This window comes from Planobispora rosea, from assembly GCF_014648175.1.
Classification (GTDB): Bacteria; Actinomycetota; Actinomycetes; order Streptosporangiales; family Streptosporangiaceae; genus Planobispora; species Planobispora rosea.
In genome coordinates this window covers 103,308-124,332 of sequence record NZ_BMQP01000007.1, presented here as the reverse complement: position 1 = coordinate 124,332, position 21,025 = coordinate 103,308, and the positions used below count along the sequence as shown (strand labels likewise).

At 71.2% G+C, this 21,025-nt stretch carries 21 protein-coding genes; 9 read left to right on the top strand and 12 right to left on the bottom strand.

Annotated features, from left to right (window positions below; all coding sequences use genetic code 11):
• The 4 genes from IEZ08_RS09340 (at position 1) to IEZ08_RS09325 (ending at position 3,262) form a co-directional block, all read left to right on the top strand.
• The gene (locus IEZ08_RS09340) at positions 1 to 897 is read left to right on the top strand and encodes a F0F1 ATP synthase subunit gamma (RefSeq protein WP_068921647.1); all 897 of its coding nucleotides are present in this window, start codon (positions 1 to 3) and stop codon (positions 895 to 897) included.
• Between the two features lies 1 nt (position 898).
• Positions 899 to 2,335 carry a F0F1 ATP synthase subunit beta gene (gene atpD / locus IEZ08_RS09335; RefSeq protein WP_068921648.1) on the top strand — a complete coding sequence of 479 codons (1,437 nt, stop codon included), beginning with the start codon at positions 899 to 901 and terminating at the stop codon, positions 2,333 to 2,335.
• Positions 2,336 to 2,400: 65 nt separating this feature from the next.
• Positions 2,401 to 2,808, top strand: a complete 408-nt coding sequence (locus IEZ08_RS09330) for a F0F1 ATP synthase subunit epsilon (RefSeq protein WP_068921649.1) — start codon at positions 2,401 to 2,403, stop codon at positions 2,806 to 2,808.
• Between the two features lie 37 nt (positions 2,809 to 2,845).
• The gene (locus tag IEZ08_RS09325; protein ID WP_229803009.1) at positions 2,846 to 3,262 is read left to right on the top strand and encodes a DUF2550 domain-containing protein; all 417 of its coding nucleotides are present in this window, start codon (positions 2,846 to 2,848) and stop codon (positions 3,260 to 3,262) included.
• A 28-nt stretch (positions 3,263 to 3,290) separates the two neighbouring features.
• On the opposite strand, the gene IEZ08_RS09320 is transcribed toward IEZ08_RS09325, so the two are convergent.
• Positions 3,291 to 3,893, bottom strand: a complete 603-nt coding sequence (locus IEZ08_RS09320) for a cob(I)yrinic acid a,c-diamide adenosyltransferase (RefSeq protein ID WP_189242000.1) — start codon at positions 3,891 to 3,893, stop codon at positions 3,291 to 3,293.
• Positions 3,894 to 3,957: 64 nt separating this feature from the next.
• On the opposite strand from IEZ08_RS09320, the gene IEZ08_RS09315 reads away from it, so the two are divergent.
• The 5 genes from IEZ08_RS09315 to IEZ08_RS09295 all read left to right on the top strand — a co-directional run bounded on the left by IEZ08_RS09315 (position 3,958) and on the right by IEZ08_RS09295 (position 11,087).
• On the top strand, positions 3,958 to 7,149 hold the full coding sequence (locus IEZ08_RS09315) for a S41 family peptidase (RefSeq protein ID WP_189241999.1): 3,192 nt from the start codon (positions 3,958 to 3,960) through the stop codon (positions 7,147 to 7,149).
• Between the two features lie 146 nt (positions 7,150 to 7,295).
• Positions 7,296 to 8,363, top strand: a complete 1,068-nt coding sequence (locus IEZ08_RS09310) for an ABC transporter ATP-binding protein (RefSeq protein WP_068921653.1) — start codon at positions 7,296 to 7,298, stop codon at positions 8,361 to 8,363.
• A gap of 83 nt (positions 8,364 to 8,446) precedes the next feature.
• Positions 8,447 to 9,241 carry an ABC transporter permease gene (locus IEZ08_RS09305; protein WP_068921654.1) on the top strand — a complete coding sequence of 265 codons (795 nt, stop codon included), beginning with the start codon at positions 8,447 to 8,449 and terminating at the stop codon, positions 9,239 to 9,241.
• An 11-nt stretch (positions 9,242 to 9,252) separates the two neighbouring features.
• A complete protein-coding gene (locus IEZ08_RS09300) occupies positions 9,253 to 10,497 on the top strand; it encodes a sensor histidine kinase (RefSeq protein ID WP_084779621.1) in 1,245 nt (414 codons plus the stop codon).
• Positions 10,494 to 11,087: a response regulator transcription factor gene (locus tag IEZ08_RS09295; RefSeq protein WP_068921656.1), complete on the top strand. Its 594-nt coding sequence runs from the start codon at positions 10,494 to 10,496 to the stop codon at positions 11,085 to 11,087. The genes IEZ08_RS09300 and IEZ08_RS09295 overlap by 4 nt, the downstream gene beginning before the upstream one ends.
• A gap of 13 nt (positions 11,088 to 11,100) precedes the next feature.
• On the opposite strand, the gene IEZ08_RS09290 is transcribed toward IEZ08_RS09295, so the two are convergent.
• The 11 genes from IEZ08_RS09290 to IEZ08_RS09240 form a co-directional block, all read right to left on the bottom strand.
• On the bottom strand, positions 11,101 to 11,664 hold the full coding sequence (locus IEZ08_RS09290; protein ID WP_229803008.1) for a TetR/AcrR family transcriptional regulator: 564 nt from the start codon (positions 11,662 to 11,664) through the stop codon (positions 11,101 to 11,103).
• A gap of 165 nt (positions 11,665 to 11,829) precedes the next feature.
• Positions 11,830 to 13,314, bottom strand: coding sequence for an aldehyde dehydrogenase family protein (locus tag IEZ08_RS09285; protein WP_068921658.1), 1,485 nt, complete (start codon positions 13,312 to 13,314; stop codon positions 11,830 to 11,832).
• Positions 13,315 to 13,471: 157 nt separating this feature from the next.
• Positions 13,472 to 14,095, bottom strand: coding sequence for a response regulator (locus IEZ08_RS09280; RefSeq protein WP_068921659.1), 624 nt, complete (start codon positions 14,093 to 14,095; stop codon positions 13,472 to 13,474).
• Positions 14,096 to 14,098: 3 nt separating this feature from the next.
• Positions 14,099 to 15,382, bottom strand: coding sequence for a sensor histidine kinase (locus IEZ08_RS40205; protein WP_068921660.1), 1,284 nt, complete (start codon positions 15,380 to 15,382; stop codon positions 14,099 to 14,101).
• 50 nt (positions 15,383 to 15,432) lie between these two features.
• Positions 15,433 to 16,281, bottom strand: coding sequence for an ABC transporter permease (locus IEZ08_RS09270; RefSeq protein WP_189241998.1), 849 nt, complete (start codon positions 16,279 to 16,281; stop codon positions 15,433 to 15,435).
• A 170-nt stretch (positions 16,282 to 16,451) separates the two neighbouring features.
• Positions 16,452 to 17,276 carry an ABC transporter ATP-binding protein gene (locus IEZ08_RS09265; protein WP_084779622.1) on the bottom strand — a complete coding sequence of 275 codons (825 nt, stop codon included), beginning with the start codon at positions 17,274 to 17,276 and terminating at the stop codon, positions 16,452 to 16,454.
• Positions 17,277 to 17,393: 117 nt separating this feature from the next.
• Positions 17,394 to 18,056, bottom strand: a complete 663-nt coding sequence (gene nucS / locus IEZ08_RS09260; protein ID WP_068921663.1) for an endonuclease NucS — start codon at positions 18,054 to 18,056, stop codon at positions 17,394 to 17,396.
• A gap of 121 nt (positions 18,057 to 18,177) precedes the next feature.
• Positions 18,178 to 19,335 carry an ABC transporter permease gene (locus IEZ08_RS09255; protein WP_189241997.1) on the bottom strand — a complete coding sequence of 386 codons (1,158 nt, stop codon included), beginning with the start codon at positions 19,333 to 19,335 and terminating at the stop codon, positions 18,178 to 18,180.
• Complete coding sequence (locus tag IEZ08_RS09250; RefSeq protein ID WP_189241996.1) at positions 19,332 to 20,210, bottom strand: ABC transporter ATP-binding protein; 879 nt, start codon at positions 20,208 to 20,210, stop codon at positions 19,332 to 19,334. Before IEZ08_RS09250 ends, IEZ08_RS09255 begins: the two co-directional genes overlap by 4 nt.
• A complete protein-coding gene (locus IEZ08_RS09245) occupies positions 20,210 to 20,521 on the bottom strand; it encodes a winged helix-turn-helix domain-containing protein (protein ID WP_068921666.1) in 312 nt (103 codons plus the stop codon). Before IEZ08_RS09245 ends, IEZ08_RS09250 begins: the two co-directional genes overlap by 1 nt.
• Positions 20,518 to 20,961, bottom strand: a complete 444-nt coding sequence (locus tag IEZ08_RS09240; RefSeq protein ID WP_068921667.1) for a hypothetical protein — start codon at positions 20,959 to 20,961, stop codon at positions 20,518 to 20,520. Before IEZ08_RS09240 ends, IEZ08_RS09245 begins: the two co-directional genes overlap by 4 nt.
• Positions 20,962 to 21,025: the final 64 nt, after the last annotated feature.

Sequence of the window (21,025 nt, the reverse complement as noted above, 5' to 3'; positions counted from 1 at the left end):
ATGGGTGCCCAGCTAAGACTGCTGCGGCGGCGGATCAAGTCGGTCAAGTCCACGGCGAAGATCACGCGCGCCCAGGAGCTCATCGCCTCCTCGCGCATCGTGAAGGCCCAGCAGCGGATGCAGGCCGCGGTGCCGTACGAGCGCGAGATCATTCGCGCGGTGACGGGCGTGGTCAGCAACACCGCCAGCGTCGACCACCCGCTGACCGTGGCGAGGGAGACCCCCCGCCGGGCGGGTGTGCTCATCGTCACCAGCGACCGCGGGTTCTGCGGCGGCTTCAACGCCAACGTCCTGCGTGAGGCCGAGGCCCTCGGCGGCCTGCTGCGGAGCAGGGGCATCGAGCCGGTGCCCTACGTGGTGGGACGCAAGGGCATCACCTGGCACAGCTTCCGGGGACGGGAGATGGGCGGCCAGTGGGGCGGGTTCTCCGACAGCCCCGCCTACGCCAACGCCAAGGAGATCGCCGACGTCCTCATCTCGGCGTTCTCGGCCGAGGAGATCGACGAGATCCACGTCGTCTCGACCGAGTTCGTCTCGATGCTCACGCAGAACGTCGTGGTCAAGCGGATCCTGCCGCTGGAGGTCGAGGAGACCGCCGAGAAGCCGGAGACGCCGCTGCCCTACTTCGAGTTCGAGCCCACCGCGGGCGACGTGCTCGACTCGCTGCTCCCGCGGTACGTGGAGTCGCGCGTCTTCAGCACGCTGCTCCAGTCGGCCGCCTCGGAGCACGCCGCGCGCCGCCGGGCCATGAAGTCGGCGACCGACAACGCCAACGAGCTCATCCGCGTGTTCACGCAGCAGATGAACCAGGCTCGCCAGGCCGAGATCACCCAGGAAATCAGCGAGATCGTCGGTGGCGCCAACGCGCTGGCTGACGCCGCAGCGGGGAAAGAGTGAAATGACTGCAGAGACTGTGGAGAACGTCGCGACCGGTGTGGGCCGTGTCGCCCGGGTCACCGGTCCCGTCGTCGACGTGGAGTTCCCCGTCGAGGCGATGCCCGACATCTTCAACGCCCTGAACGTCGACGTCACCGTCGGCGGCGAGACCAAGACCCTGACCATGGAGGTCGCCCAGCACCTGGGTGACAACCTGGTCCGGGCCATCTCCATGCAGCCCACCGACGGCCTGGTCCGCGGCGCGGCGGTCTCCGACTCCGGCGCGCCGATCTCGGTGCCGGTCGGCGACGTCGTCAAGGGCCACGTGTGGAACGCGCTCGGCGAGTCCCTGGACGTGCCGACCGCCTCCCTGAAGGTCACCGAGAAGTGGGGCATCCACCGCCCCTCCCCGGCCTTCGACACCCTCGAGTCCCGCACCGAGATGCTGCCCACCGGCATCAAGGTCATCGACCTGCTCACCCCGTACGTGAAGGGTGGCAAGATCGGTCTGTTCGGCGGCGCGGGCGTCGGCAAGACCGTTCTGATCCAGGAGATGATCCGCCGCGTCGCGCTGAAGTTCTCCGGAACCTCGTGCTTCGCGGGCGTCGGCGAGCGTACCCGTGAGGGCAACGACCTCTGGCTGGAGATGGAGGAGGCGGGCGTCCTCAAGGACACCGCGCTCGTCTTCGGCCAGATGGACGAGCCGCCGGGCACCCGTCTGCGCGTCGCGCTCTCCGCCCTGACCATGGCGGAGTACTTCCGTGACGTGCAGAAGCAGGACGTGCTTCTGTTCATCGACAACATCTTCCGGTTCACCCAGGCCGGTTCCGAGGTCTCCACCCTGCTCGGCCGCATGCCGTCCGCGGTGGGTTACCAGCCGACCCTGGCCGACGAGATGGGTGTCCTCCAGGAGCGCATCACCTCGACCCGCGGTCACTCGATCACCTCCATGCAGGCGATCTACGTCCCCGCGGACGACATCACCGACCCGGCCCCGCACAACGCGTTCGCGCACCTCGACGCGCAGACCGTTCTGTCCCGGCCGATCTCGGAGAAGGGCATCTACCCCGCGGTGGACCCGCTCGACTCCAGCTCGCGGATCCTCGACCCGCAGGTCGTCGGCGAGGAGCACTACCGCGTCGCCCAGGAGACCAAGCGGATCCTGCAGAAGTACAAGGAGCTGCAGGACATCATCGCGATCCTCGGTATCGACGAGCTCTCCGAGGAGGACAAGGTCACCGTCAACCGGGCCCGCCGCATCGAGCGCTTCCTGTCGCACCCGATGTACGCCGCCGAGGCGTTCACCGGCCAGCCGGGTGAGTTCGTGCCGCTGGACGAGACCATCGCGTCCTTCAAGGGTCTGTGCGCCGGCGAGTACGACCACCTGCCCGAGCAGGCGTTCTTCATGGTCGGCGGCATCGAGCAGGCCATCGCCAAGGCCAAGGAACTCTCCCGCTAGTCGCCTTCGGTGCCGGTACGGCCCCGGCCGTACCGGCACCCGGTTCGAAAGGAACGGATCCGAAAGTGGCGAAGCTGCGAGTAGGCGTCGTCTCGCCGGAGCGGGAGCTCTGGTCCGGTGAGGCCGACATGGTGATCGCCAAGACCATCGACGGCGAGATCGGCATCATGCCCCAGCACGCTCCCGTGCTCGGCGTCCTCGTCGAGGGCGGCGTGCTGACGGTGAAGCGCGGCGGTGGCGAGCCCGACCTCGTCGCCGCGGTCCACGGGGGGTTCCTCTCGGTGGCGAACAACGAGGTGTCGATCCTGGCCGAGGTGGCCGAGCTCGGCTCCGAGGTGGACGTCGCCCGTGCGAAGAACGCGCTGGACCGGGCGCAGGCCTCCGTCGAGGTCGGCCAGGAGAGCGCGGACGCCGCCGCCGACGCCAAGCGCGCCAGGGCACGGCTGCGCGCGGCAGGCGAGGAAGTCGGATAGGTTCTGCTCCTGAGCGGTACGGGTTTTGGGGGCGGACATGACGGTGCCTGACATGCTCATCGTGGCGGTGCTGCTGCCCGTCCTCCTGCTGGCCCTCCGCATAGTGGTGCTCACCCGCTCCCGGGGTTCGGTGCTGTGCTGTCTGCGCCCGGTACCCGGGAAGCGGGGCTGGCGGCTGGGCGTCGCCCGCTACGCCGGAGAGCGCCTCAACTGGATCCCGCTCATAGGTCTGCTGCCGAGGCCGCGCCACGTCATCGTGAGGCGCGGCCTCGTGGTTTCCGGACGGCGCCGGATCGGGTCCGGCGAGTTCTTCGGTTTCCTGGAGGGCGTGACGGCTCTGGAGTGCGAGAGCGGAACGTTCCGCTTCGAGCTGGCCGCGGGCTACCGCGCGCTGACCGGCTTCGTCGCCTGGCTGGAGTCCGCCCCGCCCAGCGCCCACCTCGACGTCGTCTGACCCGGCGCTCAGCGCCGGGCCGACGGGGTCAGCGGGTGCCGCCGGGCTTCCAGAGGATCTCGTCGCCGGCCGCCGCGATCCGGCAGAGGATGAACATCAGGTCGCTCAGCCGGTTGAGGTACTTCGCGGTCAGCGGGTTGACGTCGTCGTGGGCCTCCAGCGCCGCCCAGACGGTCCGCTCGGCGCGGCGCACGACCGTCCTGGCCACGTGGAGCTGGGCGACGGCCGGGGTGCCCCCGGGGAGGATGAAGCTGCGCAGCGGCTTCAGGCGCTCGTTGAACTCGTCGCAGCGGGCCTCCAGCCACTCGATGTAGGAGGGCTCGACGCGCAGCGGCGGGAACTCGGGGTTCTCCGTGACCGGGGTGCACAGGTCGGCGCCGACGTCGAACAGCTCGTTCTGGATCCGGGTGAGGACGGCGGCGACGTCCTCGTCGAGCGTGCCGGACGCCCCGGCCATCGACAGGGCCAGGCCGAGGGCGGCGTTGGCCTCCTCCACGTCCGCGTAGGCGGCCAGGCGCGGATCGGTCTTGCGGGTGCGGCTCATGTCGCCGAGCGCCGTGGTGCCGTCGTCGCCGGTCCTGGTGTAGATCTTGGACAGCACCACCGGGTTGTCTCTGTCAGCTCGCGTCATGGGGTCAGCGTAGCGGGCAAAAAATTCGTCTGATCACCCCCGCGATGGACAATATGCTGCATCAATGGCTTCTGGTTCTTACCTGCGATTTCCCCATATATCTGGCGAAACGCTGACGTTCGTCGCCGATGACGACGTGTGGACGGCTCCCGTTGAGGGAGGGCGGGCCGGGCGCCTGTCCGCCGACCGGGCCCCGGCGAGCCATCCCCGCCTCTCGCCGGACGCGGCGAAGGTCGCCTGGACGAGCGTGCGCGACGGCGCCCCCGAGGTCTTCCTGGCCGACCTGGACGGCGGATCGGTCGAGCGGCTGACCTACTGGGGCGACCCCCGGACCCGCAACCGCGGGTGGACCCCGGACGGCCGGGTCCTCGCGATCAGCGCGACCGGCCAGCCGTTCGGCTCCAAGACGGCCGCGTACGTGCTGGACGGCGGCGGGGCCGAGCGGCTGCCGTACGGGCCGGTGACCGACCTGGCGGTCACCGAGCGGGCGACGGCGTTGCTGACCGCGTCGCTCCACCGCGACCCGGGAACGTGGAAGCGCTACCGGGGCGGTACGGCGGGCCGCGTGTGGATCAGGCAGGGGGACGGCGGCGAAGGCGGCGAAGGCGGCTTCACCCGGGTCCTGGCCGACCTGGACGGCCACTTCGCCAACCCGATGATCGTCGGTGACCGCCTGGTCTTCCTCTCCGACCACGAGGGCGTGGGGAACCTCTACTCCACCGCGCTGGACGGCACCGGCCTGCGGCGGCACACCGACCACGACGCCTTCTACGCCCGGCACGCCGGCACCGACGGCACCCGGATCGTCTACCAGCACGCCGGCGACCTCTACCTCCTCGACGGCCTGGAGGCCGAGACGCGCCGGCTGGACGTGCGGCTCGGCTCCCCGGTCCGGGGCCGGCAGCCGTACCCGGTCAACGCCGCCAGGAAGCTGCGGGACCTGGCCGTGGACGCGACCGGGCGGGCCAGCGTGGTGGAGGTCCAGGGCACGGTGCACTGGCTCACCCACCGGGACGGCCCGGCCCGGCAGCTCAGTTCGGGGCTCGCCGCGGGCAGCCCCCGCCTCCTGGGCGAGGACCAGGTCGTGTGGGTCGTCGACGACGGCGGGACGCAGTGGCTGGAGATCGGCCCGGCCGGGGGCGGGGAGACCCGCAGGATCGCCGAGGGCAGGCTGGGCGAGGTCGGCGACCTGGCTGTCGCGCCCGACGGGAGCACGATCGCGGTGGCGGCCCGGGACGGGCGGCTGCTCCTGGTGGACGTGGCCTCCGGCGAGGTGGTCGAGCTGGCCCGCGCCAACGGCCAGGTCGACGGCATGGCCTGGTCCCCGGACTCCGCCTGGCTGGCCTGGTCGCACCCGGAGGCGACGCCGCTGCGCCGGATCCGGCTGGCCCGGACGGCGGACCGGGTGATCCACGATGTGACCGACGGCCGCTTCGTGGACGTCTCACCCGCCTTCACCGGTGACCATCTGGCGTTCCTGTCGCGGCGCGGGTTCGACCCGGTCTACGACGCCCACTCCTTCGACATGTCGTTCCCGTACGGCTACCGCCCCTACCTGGTCCCCCTGACGGCCGCCGCCCCCTCGCCCTTCGCGCCCAGCGTCGACGGCCGCCCGGTGGGCGAGCCGGGCGGTGACAAGCGCGACGGCGGCGAGGGCGGCGACGGGAGGAAGGCCGAGGCCCCGATCACCGTGGACGTGGAGGGCCTGGCCTCCCGCATCGTGCAGGTGCCGGTGCCCGAGGGCCGCTACTCGACACTGCGCGCGGTCAAGGGAGGGTTCGTCTGGTTGCGCGAGCCGCTGGCCGGAGAGCTCGGTGAGGACCGGGGCGACCTGGCGGGGGAGGCGCCCAGGCCCGCGCTGGACCGCTACGACCTGGCCAAGCGCACCTGCGAGGAACTGGTCGACAAGCTCGACTGGTACCGGGTCAGCGGTGACGGCACCCGCCTGGTCGTCTGGGACAAGGGCACGCTCACCGTCCGCCCGGCCACCGGCAAGAACGGCGACGACGACGTGACCGTGGACCTGTCGCGGATCCGGGTCACCGTCGACCCCGCCGTCTACCGGCGGCACGCCTTCGCCCAGCTGGGCCGCAGGATGCGGGCCGACTTCTGGGTGGAGGACATGGCGGACGTCGACTGGGACGGTGTGCTGGAGCAGTACCGGCCGTTGGTGGACCGGGTCTCCACCAACGACGACTTCGCCGACCTGCTCTGGGAGACGGTCGGGGAGCTCGGCAGCTCGCACGCCTACGTCATGGCCGCGCCCTGGGGCGTCCCGGCCTCCGACGGGGTCGGTCTGCTCGGCGCGGACCTGTCCCGCGACGAGGAGGGCCGATGGCGGGTGGACCGGGTGCTGCCCGGCGAGTCGTCGGACGTGCACGCCCGCTCCCCGCTGGCCGCGCCCGGCGTGGCCGTACGGCCGGGCGAGACGGTGCTGGCCGTCGACGGCCGCCCGGTGCCGCCGGAGGGGCCCGCGCGGCTGCTGGTGGGCGCCGCGGACAAGCCGGTCGAGCTGACCCTGGGCGGCGGGCGGCGGGTGGTCGTCACGCCGCTCCGCGATGACCGGCGGCTGCGCTACCAGGACTGGGTCGCCGGCCGCCGGGCGCTCGTCCGGGAGCTGAGCGGCGGGCGCCTGGGCTATCTGCACATCCCCGACATGGTCGCCGAGGGCTGGGCGCAGTTCCACCGGGACCTGCGCCGGGAGATGACCTTCGAGGGGCTCGTCGTGGACGTCCGGGACAACCGGGGCGGCCACACCTCCGAGCTGGTCATCGAGAAGCTGATCCGCCGCGTCATCGCCTGGGACCTGCCCCGGGGCCTGTCGCCCATCACCTACCCCGAGGACGCCCCGCGCGGCCCGCTCGTCGCGGTCACCGACCACAACGCCGGGTCCGACGGGGACATCGTCACCGCCGCCTTCAAGATCCACAAGCTCGGCCCGGTGGTCGGGACCCGGACCTGGGGCGGTGTCATCGGCATCGAGGACGAGCACCGCCTGGTCGACGGGACGTCCTTCACCGTGCCGAGGTACTCGTTCTGGTTCGAGGGGCTCGGCTGGGGCGTGGAGAACTACGGGGTCGACCCGGACGTCGAGGTGGACATCACCCCCGACGACTGGGCGGCCGGGCGCGACCCGCAGATCGAGGAGGCCGTACGGCTGGCGCTGGACGCCCTGGCGGAGCGTCCCGCGGTGACCCCGCCCGACTCCGCCACCCGTCCCTCCCGGCGCCGCCCGGCCCTGCCGCCCCGCCCGTGAGGCACCGGTGCCGTCTCCGGGGCCTGCGCGGGCCCCGGGGACGGCACCGGGATGACAAATGTCATCCGGACCGCCCGCGAGATCCATATTTCTCCGGTGATATCCACGACTACCTGCACGCGAGCCGGTAGATCATGATTTTTCCCATGAGAACACGACAGCTTGCGGACGCGACCGGCGCCGGATCCGCCGGCCTCGAGAACGTGATCGAGGTTGGCGGGCTCCGGCAGAAGTACGGTGACTTCGAGGCCGTGCGCGGCGTCTCCTTCACCGTCCCCCGGGGGGAGGTCTTCGCCCTGCTCGGCACGAACGGGGCCGGGAAGACCACCACGATGGAGGTCCTGGAGGGGTACACGCCCGCCACCGACGGCACCGTCCGGGTCCTCGGCCTCGACCCGATCCGGCAGCAACGCCAGCTGCGCCCCCGCATGGGGATCATGCTGCAGGAGGGCGGTTTCCTCGGCGACCTCACCGTGGCCGAGACCGTGGACCTGTGGAAGGGCATGAGCGAGGACGCCGGGCGCCCGGTCACCCTGTCCGGCAGCACCGAGCTGCCGGGCGGGTTCACCCTCATGGGCACCCGCATCCGCCGGGTGGACCGCGCGACCATGGGCGCGCTGGAGCTGGTGGGCCTGGAGAAGAAGGCCCGCGTCAAGGTCAAGCAGCTCTCCGGCGGCCAGAAGCGCCGGCTCGACCTCGCGCTGGCGGTGCTGGGCTCGCCCGAGGTGCTCTTCCTGGACGAGCCGACCACCGGGATGGACCCCGAGGCGCGCCGTACCACCTGGAAGGTCGTGGAGAACCTGCGGGACGCCGGTACGACGGTGCTGCTGACCACGCACTACCTGGAGGAGGCCGAGCGCCTGGCCGACCGGCTGGCCATCATGCACGAGGGCCGGATCCACACCCACGGCACGGTCGAGGAGGTGGTGGCCACCTCCGGTGACATGATCACCTTCCGGCTGCCGGGCACCTCCTGGACCTTCGGGGACCTGCCCGCGCTGGACGGCGTCCCCCCGGTGCTGACCTACGCCGGCGGAGGCACCGAGGTCGGCTACACGCTGACCGGCGCCGACACCGCGACCCGCGCGCACGCCGCCCTGCGCCCGCTGATGACCTGGGCCGACGCGCACGGCGAGACCCTGGAGCGCCTGGCCGTACGCCGCGGAACCCTTGAGGACGTCTTCATGCGGATCGTGGGGGAGGCCGGGCTGTGAGGCGCGACGCGACCGCAGCAGTGAGCGGAGTGATCCGCGAGGACGAGCAGACCGCACGGCGGACGACGAGGAGTGGTGGAGTGATGAGGACCGACGTTCTGCACGCCGTGCGGCTGGCACGGGTCGACCTGGCCCTGGTCGGGCGGAACACGACTGTGCTGTTCAACGTGCTGCTGATGCCGCTGCTGCTGGCCGCCGTCTACACCTCGTTCCCGACCGGGGACATCGCCGGGATCGACGGCGAGCTGTTCGTGCTGACCGGCGTCCCCGGGCTGATGCTGGCCTTCGCGGTCTTCATCAACCTGGTCAACTCCTTCACCGCCCGCCGCGAGGAACTGGTGCTCAAGCGGCTGCGCGGGGGCCAGCCGTCGGCGGCGGCGGTGATGGCGGGCAGCGGGCTCAGCGCTCTGGCGCTCTTCCTCTTCCAGGTGCTGCTGCTGGGGGTCTGGGTCCACCGCTCGGAGGGCGTCCTGCCGGCCAACGTGCCGATGATCGTGGTCGCCGCGGCGCTGGGAGTCGCGGTGTTCGGCCTGATCGCGGCGGCCTTCTCGGGCCTGACGCCGAACGCGGAGATGGCGCAGATCACGGTGCTCCCGGTGCTGCTCGTCATGATGGTCGCCGCGCCGATCGCCTTCCCCGCCGAGGTGCTGCCCGGCCCGCTGGCGGTGATCTCGGGCCTGCTCCCGGTCACCCCGATCGTGGAGATGATGCGCACCGGCTTCCTCGGCGCGGACCACTTCTCCGACGGCGGTGAGAAGCTGACCATGATCGAGCAGTGGGTGGCCGCGCTGCCCTCGATCGGAATCCTGCTCGCCTGGGTCGCGATCGGCGCGGTGCTGGCCCGGTGGTTGTTCCGGTGGGAGCCCCGGCACAGCTAACGTAAACGCCGATGTCGACAAATACTGACAAAAAGGGGACGGGGCGCATCGGGCGCCTCGTCCCCTCGGCCGTCCCCCGGCTGCCGCTGCGCCGCAAGAGCCGCTCCCAGGTGGAGCGGTTGCGCCGGCTGACCTTCTGGATGCTGAGCATCGGCGCCTTCCTGCCCTGGGTCGGATCCCTCGGCTGGTTCTCCCGGGCCACCGCGACAGAGCCGGTCCCCCTGGTGATCGCGGGGGTTCTGGCGCTGATCCCCTTCAGCCTGCTCCAGGTGCGCATCGTCAGGGCCGCGATGGACGGCACCACCGCGAACCGGGAGATCGCCGTCTCGGGCGTGATCGCGCTGGCCGTGCTGGTGACCCAGAACGGGCATCTCTGGGCCTGGGGGATGGTCGCCCTGGCCTGGGCGACGGGCGCGGCGCTGCTGCTGAGCCGGTCCGGCACCTTCCTCGCCACCCTCGGCTCGACCGCAGCGGGGCTGTACCTGCTCTGGCCGGGCGCGCCGGACTCCCCGGAGGCTCTGGCGATCTACTCGGACCAGGAGGGCTTCGGCGCGGTGGTCGGCGGCTATGTCGGGATATCCCTGGTCCTTCCGTGGACGAACCGGTTCCAGCTCTGGTTCTGGGAGGTGGTCCGGGCGGCCGAGGCCGGCAAGGAGGCCAAGGCCCGGCTGGCGGTGACCGAGGAGCGGCTGCGCTTCGCCCGCGACATGCACGACCTCGTCGGGCACAGCCTCTCCGCGATCGCTCTCAAGAGCGAGGTGGCCGTCAAGCTCGCCCGGGCCGACGCCGAGCGGGCCGCCGCCGAGATGGAGGAGGTCCGCGGGCTGGCCAGGGAGGCGCTGAAGGAGATCCGCACGGCGGTGCGCGGCTACCGTACGGTCGACCTCGACGCCGAGCTGCGCAGCATGACGGCGGTGCTGGAGGCGGGCGGGATCCGCTGCGTGCTCCGGACGCCGCAGGAGGAGGTGCCCGAGGAGCTGGCCACGCTGCTGGCGTGGGTGGTCCGTGAGGGCACCACCAACGTGCTGCGGCACAGCACGGCGACGCGCTGCCGCATCTCCATCGCCCTCCAGGACGGTACGGCGGTGCTGGAGATGGTCAACGACGGGGTGAAGGAGATGAACGGCCGGGGCGGCACCGGCCTGGCCGGGATGGCGGAGCGGGTGGCCGCCTCGGGCGGTTCGGTGACCGCGGGGGCGGACCGCTCCGGGGAGTTCAGATTGCGGGCGACGATCCCGCTGGAGGAGATTCGATGATCCGGGTCCTGCTGGCCGACGACGAGCACCTGATCCGCGGGGCGATCGCCACGCTGCTCGGACTGGAGCCGGATATCGAGGTCGTGGCCCAGGTCGCCCGGGGCGACCTGGTGGCGCAGGCCGTACGGGAGAACGCGCCCGACGTGATCGTGCTGGACATCGAGATGCCGGGCATGGACGGGCTGAGCGTGGCGGAGGCGCTGCCCGGACAGGCGATGCTGATGCTGACCAGCTTCGGGCGGCCCGGATACCTGCGGCGGGCGCTGGCCGCCGGGGTGCGCGGCTTCGTCCCCAAGGACGCCTCCTCCGACGAGCTGGCGACCGCGATCCGCAGGGTCCACTCGGGCGGGCGCTACCTCGACCCGGAGATGGCCGCCTCGGCGATGATGGCGGGGGAGAGCCCGCTGACCGACCGGGAACGGGACGCGCTGGCCCAGGCGGCCGGGGGCGCGTCGGTGGGGGAGATCGCCAAGACGCTCCACCTCACCGAGGGCACCGTCCGGAACTACCTGTCCAGCGCGATCACCAAGCTGGGTGCCACCAACCGGATCACCGCCATCCGGGCCGCCCAGGAGAAGGGCTGGCTGTGACGGGCCGGGCCGGTCAGTTCCCCAGCGACCGCCGGTAGATGTGCACGGCGGTCTTGACCACCTGATCGACCGAGGGCGGGTCGTCGGCCAGCACCCACTCGATGAGCAGCTCCTGGAGGGCGCCGATCATGCCGAGTACGAGCAGGTGCGGGTCGGCCCCGTCGGTGTCGGGAGCCTCGATGAGGTTGGTCTCGATGATCTGGGTGAAACCCGCCACGGCCGCCTGCCGGGAGGAGGTCAGGCAGTCGCCGGCCCGCCGTACCTCCAGGTGGAGGATCCGGGCCCGGCGCGGCTCCTCGGTGACGAACTGGATGTACGCCGCGACGCCCGCCTCGATCCGGCCGAGCAGTGTGTTCGGGGCCTGCTCGACGGCCTTGGAGACCACCGCGAGGTTGTCGCGCACGCACCGGTTGTACACCACCTGCATCAGTTCCTCGCGTCCGGTGAAGCACTCGTAGAACGCGCGGTTGGAGATGCGGGCGACGGCGCACAGCTTCTCGATGGTGGTGTCCGGGAAGCCCAGGTCCGCGTAGAGGCTGTAGGCCGCGGAGATGAGCCGCTCGCGACGCTCCTGCAAACGCTCCTCTGCTGACATTCCCCGATAAGAACGTCCACCCATGTCAACTCCTCGCTGCGGGTGGGGAGTTGACAAACGCATTAGATATCACTTCCACTCCACGATCCTGCTCCCTGGAACCCCCAATTATGGGTGCAAGATCCCTTTTGTGGAAGAGTAAAGGTGTTATTGCTTGCGTCGCCCGTGCAAGAAGCTCACAAGTCTGACAAGACGGTCAAGCTCGGCTTGCCCTCGGGAGAACGATGTGAGATTCATTCCGGGGAGTGCGAAGCGCTGGCGGGAGACGCCCTTGGGCCGGGAGAACTCCCGCAGCCCGTCCGCGCCGTGGATCCGGCCGAAGCCGGAGTCGCCCAGCCCGCCGAAGGGCAGCGCGGGGATGGAGGCGAAGGAGATGACCGAGTTGATGGCGGTCATCCCGGTGCGCATGCGCCGGGCCAGGTCCATGGCCCGGCGCCGGTCTCCGGAGAAGATCGTGCCGGCCAGGCCGTAGGCGCTGGCGTTGGCCCGCTCCAGCGCCTCCTCCGCGTCGGCGACGCGCTTGACCGTCACGGTCGGGCCGAAGGTCTCCTCGCGGACGGCGGGGGAGTCCTCGGGGACGTCCTCCACGATCACCGGGTCGACGTACGGCGGGCGGACCGACTCCGGCCCGCCGAGGACGGCCTTGCCGTTCGCCACGGCGGCGTCGATGTGCCGCCGGATGACGTCGATCTGCCCGGGCATGGTGATCGGGCCGTACTCCTCGCCCGCCCGCACCTTCTCCGCGCGCCCGGTCAGTTCCCGCATGAAGTCGTCGTAGACCGCGTCCACCACGTAGACCCGCTCCACGCCGACGCAGGTCTGCCCGGCGTTGGACATCGCGCCCCACAGCGCGGCGTCCGCGGCCGCCGCGAGGTCGGCGTCGGCGTCCACGATCAGCGCGTCCTTGCCGCCGCACTCGGCCACCATCGGGGTCAGGTTCTGCGCGCAGGCCGCCATCACCCGCTTGGCGGTGGCCGTCGAGCCGGTGAACGCGATCTTCTTCACCCCGGGGTCCCCCGCCAGCGCCGCGCCCGTCTCGCCCAGGCCGGTCACCGTACGGAAGACCGGGTGCTCGGGCACGGACTCGGCGAACAGCTCGGCCAGCAGCACGCCCGTGCCCGGGGTCAGCTCGCTCGGCTTGAAGACCACCGCGTTCCCCGCGGCCAGCGCGTAGGCGATCGAGCCCATCGGCGTGAACACCGGGTAGTTCCACGGGCCGATCACTCCGACGACGCCCAGCGGGAGGTACTCCAGCGTGGCCGCGATGTTGAGGCCGGTCGGACCGGGGGAGACCCGCCGGGGGCCGAGGACCTTGCGCGCGTTGCGGGCCGCCCAGTCGAGGTGGGTGATGGTCAGGATCACTTCGAGGGTGGCGTCGGCCTTCGGCTTGCCGGTCTCCTCGTGGACCATGGTGACGATCCTGGCGATGTCCCGCGCGATGACCGCCTTGTAGTCGAGGAGCCGCCGCCTGCGCTCGGCCCAGCCCAGCCCGGCCCACCACTCCGCGGCGGGCCCGGCCGCGGCCACCGCGGCGCGCACGGCCGCCGCGTCGTGGACCGGGTGGGTGCCGACGACGGAACCGGTCGCGGGGTTGAGTGAGTCGAACGTTCGCTGCTCGGTCGCCGTGGACATCACGGGCCTCCTGTCACGCATGAGGGATGCCCGAGGGAAGGCCTTCGCCGGACCCCGTATGAGCGCGGCGAGCCGAACGGGCACGGTGCGCCCACGATAGACCGGGACCGCCCACGAGGTAAACCATCACTTACTCGGCTCCGCCGGGCAGGGTCCATCAGCGGGGGAGGAACCCCCGCTCCATGGCGGTGGTGACCGCCGCGGTGCGGTCGGAGACGCCGAGCTTGCCGAAGACGCGCAGGAGATGGGTCTTGACCGTGGTCTCGCTGATGAACAGCTCCTTCCCGATCTCGGCGTTGGTCAGCCCCCGTGCGACCAGGGAGAGCACCTCCGTCTCACGCCGGGACAGCGATTCGGCCACGGGTGCCCGCATCCGGGTGACCAGCCGGGTCGCCACCGACGGCGAGAGCACCGTCTCGCCCCGCGCGGCCGAGACGATCGCGGCCAGCAGGTCCGCCCGGGAGGTGTCCTTGAGCAGGTATCCGGCGGCTCCGGCCTCGACCGCGCGCACGATGTCCTGGTCCGTCTCGTAGGTGGTCAGCACGATCACCCGGCTCTCCGGCCGGTCCGCCAGGATGCGCGAGATCGCGCCCACCCCGTCCCCGCCCGGCATGCGCAGGTCCATCAGGATCACATCCGGGACGAGCTCGCGCGCCCGGACGACCGCCTCGTCCCCCGAGGCGGCCTCGCCCGCCACGGTGATCCGGGGGTCGGACTCCAGCATTCCGCGGAGGCCCTCGCGGACCACCGGATGGTCATCGACGATCATCAGACGCAGCAACGGTCATGCTCCCTGCTCGGAGGCGACGGCGGTCGCGGGTGGGGCGGTCCCGGGATCGGAGCCCTGCCGGAGCGCGCCGGAACCGGTGGGAACGGTGATCTCCAGGGCGGTTCCCCCGCCGGGGGCGCCGGTCAGGGTGAGGAACCCGCCCACCTGCTCGACGCGGGCGCGCATGCCGCGCAGGCCGTACCCCTCCCCGCCGGAGGACCGATGGTCTGCGCCGCGCCCGTCGTCGCGGATCTCCAGGACCACCGTGCCGGGACCGTAGGCGGCCGAGACCTCGACCCGGTTCGCCGCCGCGTGCTTGCGCACGTTGGCCAGGGCCTCCTGGACGGCGCGGATGAGGACCACCTCGACCGGTGGCGGCAGCGGCCGCGACGTCCCCCGGACGGAGACGCCCGCCGCGATCCCCGTCTCCTCGCCGAGCCGGGCGACGAGCCTGCCGAGTGCCTCGTCGAAGCTGGAGCCGTCCAGCGGGGCGGGGCCGAGCGCCGCCACCAGCGCGCGGGCCTCGGCCAGGTTCTCCCGTGCGGTCCGTACGGCCAGCGCCAGGTGGCGGGCCGGGTCCGGCTGCGCCTCGGCGGCCTGGATCAGCATGATGATGCTGGTGAACCCCTGCGCCAGGGTGTCGTGGATCTCCCCGGCCAGGCGTTCCCGTTCGGCGAGCGCCCCGCGCTCGGCCGAGAGCCTGGCCACCTCGGCCCGCTGGGCCTCCAGCTCCGCGATGAGCGCGGCCCGTTCCTCGCTCTGCTGCATGATCCTCTCCATCCAGACGCCGAAGACGGCGGAGAAGAAGATCGTGATCGTGGTGACGGTCAGGAAGTTGAACGTCCCCGCCCAGCCGTCGGAGGACAGCAGGAAGCGCAGGGCCGGGCCGAGGTTGAGCAGGACGACCACCCCGACGGCGGGCCTGGCCCGCAGGACCATGAAGCACTGCGGGCAGAGCCCGAACAGCGCGAACGTCGCCGACGGGGCCAGCAGCGCGGCCGGGGTGAACAGCGCGACGAGCAGGGCGATGTAGACGATCCCGCGCCGCCGGTCGTCGCTCATGATCGCCGGGCGGCCGACGAGGAGGTAGAGCGGGAGGACGGCCGCCATGAGCCCGGCGGCGAGCGGGTCCGTCCAGCCGCCCCGGCTCCACAGCATGATGAACACGGCGGGCAGCAGCGTCGTGGCGGCCAGCAGCAGCTCCCAGCCGAGCAGGGACGACTCCCAGACGTTCGGACCGGACGGGTCGGCGGGCCGGCCCGGCCGCAGCAGCGGGACGGCACCCCGCCCGCCCCGCATGGCGGAAGGTGCGGCGGGCGGTCCGGTAGGCGGTCCGTCCGGGTGGCCCGCTAGCCGTCGTTCCGGCTCTTCCAGCGGAAGGTCGTCAGGCACAGCACCAGTCCTCCGATGACCCACGCGCCCAGGATCAACGCGACGCGGCCGAGTTCGTACGAATTCGTCGGCTCAAGTGTGGCACCGTCCTCTCCCAGGAAGACGGCGCGGAATCCCTGGCACATCCACTTCAGCGGGAAGATCGCCGCGATCTGGGACAGCCACTCGGGCAGCTCCCTGGCCGGGATGAACACCCCCGAGATGAACTGCAGCACCACGAACGGCATCGCGATCACCGCGCTGGCGCTGCTCCCCGAGCGGGGGAGACTGCTGACGGCGATGCCGAGCAGGGACGATCCGAGCACGCCGAGCACGAACACCCAGGTGAAGGTCAGCCAGTCGGAGGCCGCCGAGGGCAGGTCCAGGTCGAACAGGGCCACCCCGATGACCAGCAGGATCACGACCTGGACGAAGGAGACGAGCAGGGTGTTGAGCGCCTTGCCCATGAAGTAGGCGGCGGGCGGCAGAGGCGTGCCGGCCAGCCGCTTGAGCGTGCCGTCGTCCCGGTTCAGCGCGATGCCGATGCCGAGGTTCTGGAAGCCCGTCATGGTCGCCGAGCCGATCAGCCCGGCCACGTACAGCTGGGAGACGGTCAGGCCGGTGCCCTCCACCGTGCTGGAGAAGATCGATCCGAAGATCACCAACAGGATGATCGGGAAGGAGAAGGTGAAGATCATCGCGTCTCGCCGCCGGAAGAACGTCCGGTTCTCGGCGGCCGCCTGGGAGAGCCCCAGCCTGAGCGTGGAGGGCATCGCCGGGGAAGCCGCCACGGCGGAGACGGATGGTGCGGTCGTGGTCTGGGTCATGGATACCGGTCCTCGGTCTGCCGAAGGGGACGCCGGAGAGGGCCCGCCCCTCGGGGACGTCATGAGAAGTCAGGGAAAGTGATGAGAAGCGGGGTCGATCAGGGGCGGTCAGGGGCGGCCGCGGGCGATCGGGGACAACGGTCCGCGAAGTCGAGGAAGTCGAGGGATGATCAGCTGCCGATCAGGCCGAGGTAGACGTCCTCCAGGGACGGCCGGGTCACGGTCAGCTCGGGGATCTCCCCGTCGAACCGCCGGGTCAGCTCCATGACGGTCCGCGTCGGGGTGCCGGTCTCCACCGACCCGCCCGCCCAGCGGACCGTGGCCTGGGCGGTGGCCCGCCCGCCCAGGGTCGAGGGCTCGCCCTCGGCCACGATCCGGCCCCGGGCGATCACCGCCACCCGATCGGCCAGCGCCTCGACCTCGTCGAGGTAGTGGGTGGTCAGCACGATCGTGGTGCCCTCGTGGGCCAGCCCCTGGATCAGCTCCCAGAACCGGCGGCGCGCCTCGGGGTCGAACCCGGTGGTCGGCTCGTCCAGGAAGAGCAGCTCCGGACTGCCGATCACTCCCAGCGCCACGTCCACCCGGCGGCGCTGGCCGCCGGAGAGCTCGCCGACCCGCCTGCCGGCCTTCTCCGCCAGGCCGACCCGCTCGATCACCTCGTCCGGGTCCTGGGCGCGGGGGTAGTAGCCCGCGAAGTGCCGGACCGTCTCCCGCACCGTCATCTCACCCGCGTCACCGGTGCTCTGGAGCACGATCCCGACCCGGGAGCGCCACTCGCGGGTGGGCCTGCCCGGGTCGGTCCCCAGGACGCTCACCTCGCCGGCGTCCCGTCGCCGGTACCCCTCCAGGATCTCCACCGTGGTGGACTTCCCGGCCCCGTTCGGGCCGAGGATCGCGAAGACCTCGCCCGCGTCGATGTCGAGGTCGATTCCCCCGACGGCCTGCACGTCGCCGTAGCGCTTGGTGAGCCCGCGTACTTTCACCGCTGTCGTCATGTCCCGATCGTCGCGAGAACGCCGATCACGCGGTACCGACGACCGGTGGAACGGGCTGTCCTCCGGACGGAGGACACGGGGGCCGGGGTCCGCAGGGGAGCCGGGGTCCGCAGGGGATCAGAACAGCGTGGGGTTCTCCGGCTCGATGCCGCGCAGCGCGTCGTAGTCGAGGGTCACGCAGTCGATGCCCCGGTCGGTGGCGAGCACGCGGGCCTGAGGCTTGATCTCCTGGGCGGCGAACACGCCCCGCACCGGGGCCAGCAGCGGATCCCGGTTGAGCAGCTCCAGATAGCGGGTGAGCTGTTCGACGCCGTCGATCTCGCCCCGGCGCTTGATCTCGACCGCCACGGTCGCGCCGCTGTGGTCGCGGCAGAGGATGTCCACCGGCCCGATCGCCGTCATGTACTCCCGCCGGATCAGCGTGTAGCCCGCTCCCAGCGTGGTGATGTGCTCGGCGAGCAGCTCCTGCAGGTGCGCCTCGACGCCGTCCTTGATCAGGCCGGGGTCCACGCCGAGCTCGTGGCTGGAGTCGTGGAGGATCTCCTCCATGGTGAGGATGAGCTTCTCGCCGGTCTTGCCGTGGGTCACCGTCCAGACGCCCCCGTCCTCGCGGAGCTTGCACGGCGGGTTCATCCAGTTCAGCGGCTTGAAGGCCCGGTCGTCGGCGTGGATCGACACGCTGCTGTCCGCCTTGATGAGGATCAGCCGGGGCGCCATCGGGAGATGGGCGGTGAGCTTACCCACGTAATCCACGCTGCAACGCGCGATGACCAGCCGCATGGAGGACCACCCTACCGGCCGGACGGGACCGGCCGCCCGCCGAAGCGGACGGCCGGTCGCCTCGCCGGACACCGGGTACGGTCCCACCTGGCGGGCCGTGACCGTACCCGGTGCGCGCCCGTCAGCGCACGACCTCCGAGAGCTTGATCCGGGCGCCGGTGCGCAGGACCGCGCGCTCGTAGATGCGGGCGCCCAGCACGAGCATCCCCGCCGTCGCCGCGGCCATCAACGCCGCGGCCAGGCCGATCTCCCAGAGCGGCACCCCGCCGCCGGCCGTACGGACCGGCATGACCATCGTGGAGAACGGCGGGATGATCGAGAGGATGCGGGCCACCGGGCTGCCGGGCTCGACGGCCGCGAAGTAGGAGACGAAGTAGGTGGCCATGATCAGCAACGTCAGCGGGCTGATGACGCTGCTCACCTCCTCCTGCCGGGAGACCAGCGAGCTGAGCGCGGCGGCCATGGTGGCGAAGAAGGCGTAGCCGAGCAGGAACCAGAACAGCGTGCCGAGCACGATGCCGGTCATGCCGGGCGGCAGGTCGGCGGAGAAGCCGGTCGCGGCGGCGGCGCCCAGCCCGGCCACGATGAGCACGACGAGGTTGGCCAGCGCCAGGACTCCCAGCCCCAGGATCTTGCCGCCGAGCAGCTGCCAGGGGCGGATCGAGGTGAGGAGGATCTCGACGATGCGGCTTCCCTTCTCCTCGACCACGCCCATCGCGACGTACATCGACGGCTGCAGGAGCAGGAAGAACAGCACCATGACCAGCAGGAACGCGATCCCCGTCCGGACCCCCTCGTAGCGGGTGTCGGTGCCGACGGAGACCTGCTCCAGCGGGGTGACCCGCATCGCCGCGGAGACCTTGGCCGGGTCCAGGCCCGCCTCGGCCAGCTGCTTCTGCGTCTGCGCCGTCTGGTGCGCGCTCTCCAGCAGCGCGCCGAGCTCCCCGTCCACCTCCCCGTCGGCCAGCGTCCTGCGGTCACCCACCACGGCGGCGTCCACGTCGCCGTCGAGGACGGCCTTGCGCGCCGCGGCCTCGTCGGCGAACGGCTTGGCGGTGACCTCGGCGTCCCCGGCGTTCCCGGCCGCCCCGGCGAGCGCGGACTGCAGCGCCGGGGAGTTCACGACGCCCACGGTGAAGGAGTCGGGACCGGAGAAGAGCCGGGGCAGGACGGCGAGGGCGCCGACCAGGACCGCGCTCAGCACCAGGCCGACGACGAATCCCTTGGTACGGCCGCGCGTGACGATCTCACGCCGCGCGACCAGCCACAGCCCGTTCATGCCACTGCCTCCCGGAAGATCTCGGTGAGCGTGGGCCGTTCCCAGCCGAAGTGCTCCACCGCCCCCGCCGCCGTGGCGGCCCGCAGGATCTCCTGATCGCTTCCGTTCGCGTCGGCGAAGAGCACCTCATCACCGTTTTTCGTGATATTTCCGCTCAAGCCGGTCGGCCAGTCGGGGGCCGCCCCCCGCACCACCACCTTCAGCAGGCGGCGTCCCTCCCGGGCCCGGAGCGCCTCCACCGTGTCGCTGGCCACCATGCGGCCGGCCGAGATGATGCCGACCGAGTCGCACAGCCGCTCGACGAGATCCAGCTGGTGGCTGGAGAAGAGCACCGGCACGCCCGCCGCGCGGCGCTCGGCGAGCACCTCGGCCAGCGCGTCGACGGCGATGGGGTCCAGCCCGGAGAAGGGTTCGTCCAGCACGAGCACCTCGGGATCGTGCACCAGCGCGACGGCGAGCTGCACGCGCTGCTGGTTGCCCAGGGAGAGCGCGCCCACCTCGTCACCGGCGCGCTCGGTGAGCGCGAGCCGTTCGAGCAGATCGCCGGTGGCCTTCGCCGCCTCCTTCGGGGACAGGCCGTTGAGCTGCCCGAAGTAGTGCACCTGCTCGGCGACCTTCATCTTCTGGTAGAGCCCGCGCTCCTCGGGCATGTAGCCGAACCTGCGCCGGTCGTCGAACGTCAGCGCTCTGCCGTCCCGGCGCACCTGCCCGGAGTCGGCGGTGAGGACTCCCATCAGGATGCGCATCGTGGTCGTCTTGCCGGCGCCGTTCGCGCCGACGAAGCCGAACATCTCACCCGGCTTCACGGAGAAGGAGACTCCGTCCAGGGCGGTTTTGTCGCCGTACCGTTTGTGGAGATCATCTATCTCGATCATCAGGGGGATCCCTCGGTCAGTCGTTTCAACACGGAGACATAGTCCTGGAAGGCGCGCCGCCCGACGTCGGTGAGGGAGAGCCAGGTGCGCGGGCGCTTGCCCACGAACACCTTCTCCACCTCGACGTAACCGGCCTCCTCCAGGGTGATGATGTGCTTGGAGAGCAGGGAGTCGCTCACCTCGATCGTGTCCCGCAGGAAGCGGAACTCGGCCTTGTCCGCGGCGGCCAGGGCAGCCATGATCGACAGCCGGACCGGCGCGTGGATGAGGTCGTCCAGCTGGTGGCGCAGGTGCGAGCCGTTGCCGCTCACCTTTCCGCCCGGAGGATCCGCCAGGCCCCGTAGAACATCGGCAGGCTCGTGCAGACCGCCAGCGCGACGATCAGCGTGATCCAGCCGGCGCCCGGGTGCTCCGGCATGAGGAACGTGCCCACCACCATCACGGCGGTCATGACGAGGGTGGTGGCCGTCACCGGCCCGGTGGGCCTGTTGATCCAGGTCACCTCGCGGTCCTGCGCCTGCTGGGACCAGCGGTGTCCGAGGACGAGGATGAAGGTCGTCATGATGAACCACGAGATCATCGCCGCGTACTTGGACCAGTCGGGGCCGAGCGACATCGCCAGCCAGTAGGGGATGTTGGCGACGCCCATGACCAGGAGGATCAGCCCCGTCGTCCGCGCGGGCCTGCGCGCGCGCCGCTCGACGTCGCCGATGTGCCGCAGGGCGTCTTCGGGCGTGAGGTGCTCTCTCATCGTCTCTCCTCACTCATCTACTCAAACACTAGGGGAGACTCAACTCTCATTCAAGTGCTTTCCT

Excerpts from the sequence above, each read along its gene's own strand:
- IEZ08_RS09295 (WP_068921656.1), top strand. The coding sequence starts at position 10,494 with ATGATCCGGGTCCTGCTGGCCGACGACGAGCACCTGATCCGCGGGGCG.
- IEZ08_RS09265 (WP_084779622.1), bottom strand. The coding sequence starts at position 17,276 with ATGACGACAGCGGTGAAAGTACGCGGGCTCACCAAGCGCTACGGCGAC.
- IEZ08_RS09240 (WP_068921667.1), bottom strand. The coding sequence starts at position 20,961 with ATGAGAGAGCACCTCACGCCCGAAGACGCCCTGCGGCACATCGGCGAC.
- IEZ08_RS09250 (WP_189241996.1), bottom strand. The coding sequence starts at position 20,210 with ATGATCGAGATAGATGATCTCCACAAACGGTACGGCGACAAAACCGCC.
- IEZ08_RS09255 (WP_189241997.1), bottom strand. The coding sequence starts at position 19,335 with ATGAACGGGCTGTGGCTGGTCGCGCGGCGTGAGATCGTCACGCGCGGC.
- IEZ08_RS09340 (WP_068921647.1), top strand. The coding sequence starts at position 1 with ATGGGTGCCCAGCTAAGACTGCTGCGGCGGCGGATCAAGTCGGTCAAG.
- atpD (WP_068921648.1), top strand. The coding sequence starts at position 899 with ATGACTGCAGAGACTGTGGAGAACGTCGCGACCGGTGTGGGCCGTGTC.
- IEZ08_RS09270 (WP_189241998.1), bottom strand. The coding sequence starts at position 16,281 with ATGACCCAGACCACGACCGCACCATCCGTCTCCGCCGTGGCGGCTTCC.
- IEZ08_RS09325 (WP_229803009.1), top strand. The coding sequence starts at position 2,846 with ATGACGGTGCCTGACATGCTCATCGTGGCGGTGCTGCTGCCCGTCCTC.
- nucS (WP_068921663.1), bottom strand. The coding sequence starts at position 18,056 with ATGCGGCTGGTCATCGCGCGTTGCAGCGTGGATTACGTGGGTAAGCTC.
- IEZ08_RS09285 (WP_068921658.1), bottom strand. The coding sequence starts at position 13,314 with ATGTCCACGGCGACCGAGCAGCGAACGTTCGACTCACTCAACCCCGCG.
- IEZ08_RS09310 (WP_068921653.1), top strand. The coding sequence starts at position 7,296 with ATGAGAACACGACAGCTTGCGGACGCGACCGGCGCCGGATCCGCCGGC.
- IEZ08_RS40205 (WP_068921660.1), bottom strand. The coding sequence starts at position 15,382 with ATGCGGGGCGGGCGGGGTGCCGTCCCGCTGCTGCGGCCGGGCCGGCCC.
- IEZ08_RS09300 (WP_084779621.1), top strand. The coding sequence starts at position 9,253 with ATGTCGACAAATACTGACAAAAAGGGGACGGGGCGCATCGGGCGCCTC.
- IEZ08_RS09320 (WP_189242000.1), bottom strand. The coding sequence starts at position 3,893 with ATGACGCGAGCTGACAGAGACAACCCGGTGGTGCTGTCCAAGATCTAC.
- IEZ08_RS09315 (WP_189241999.1), top strand. The coding sequence starts at position 3,958 with ATGGCTTCTGGTTCTTACCTGCGATTTCCCCATATATCTGGCGAAACG.
- IEZ08_RS09305 (WP_068921654.1), top strand. The coding sequence starts at position 8,447 with ATGAGGACCGACGTTCTGCACGCCGTGCGGCTGGCACGGGTCGACCTG.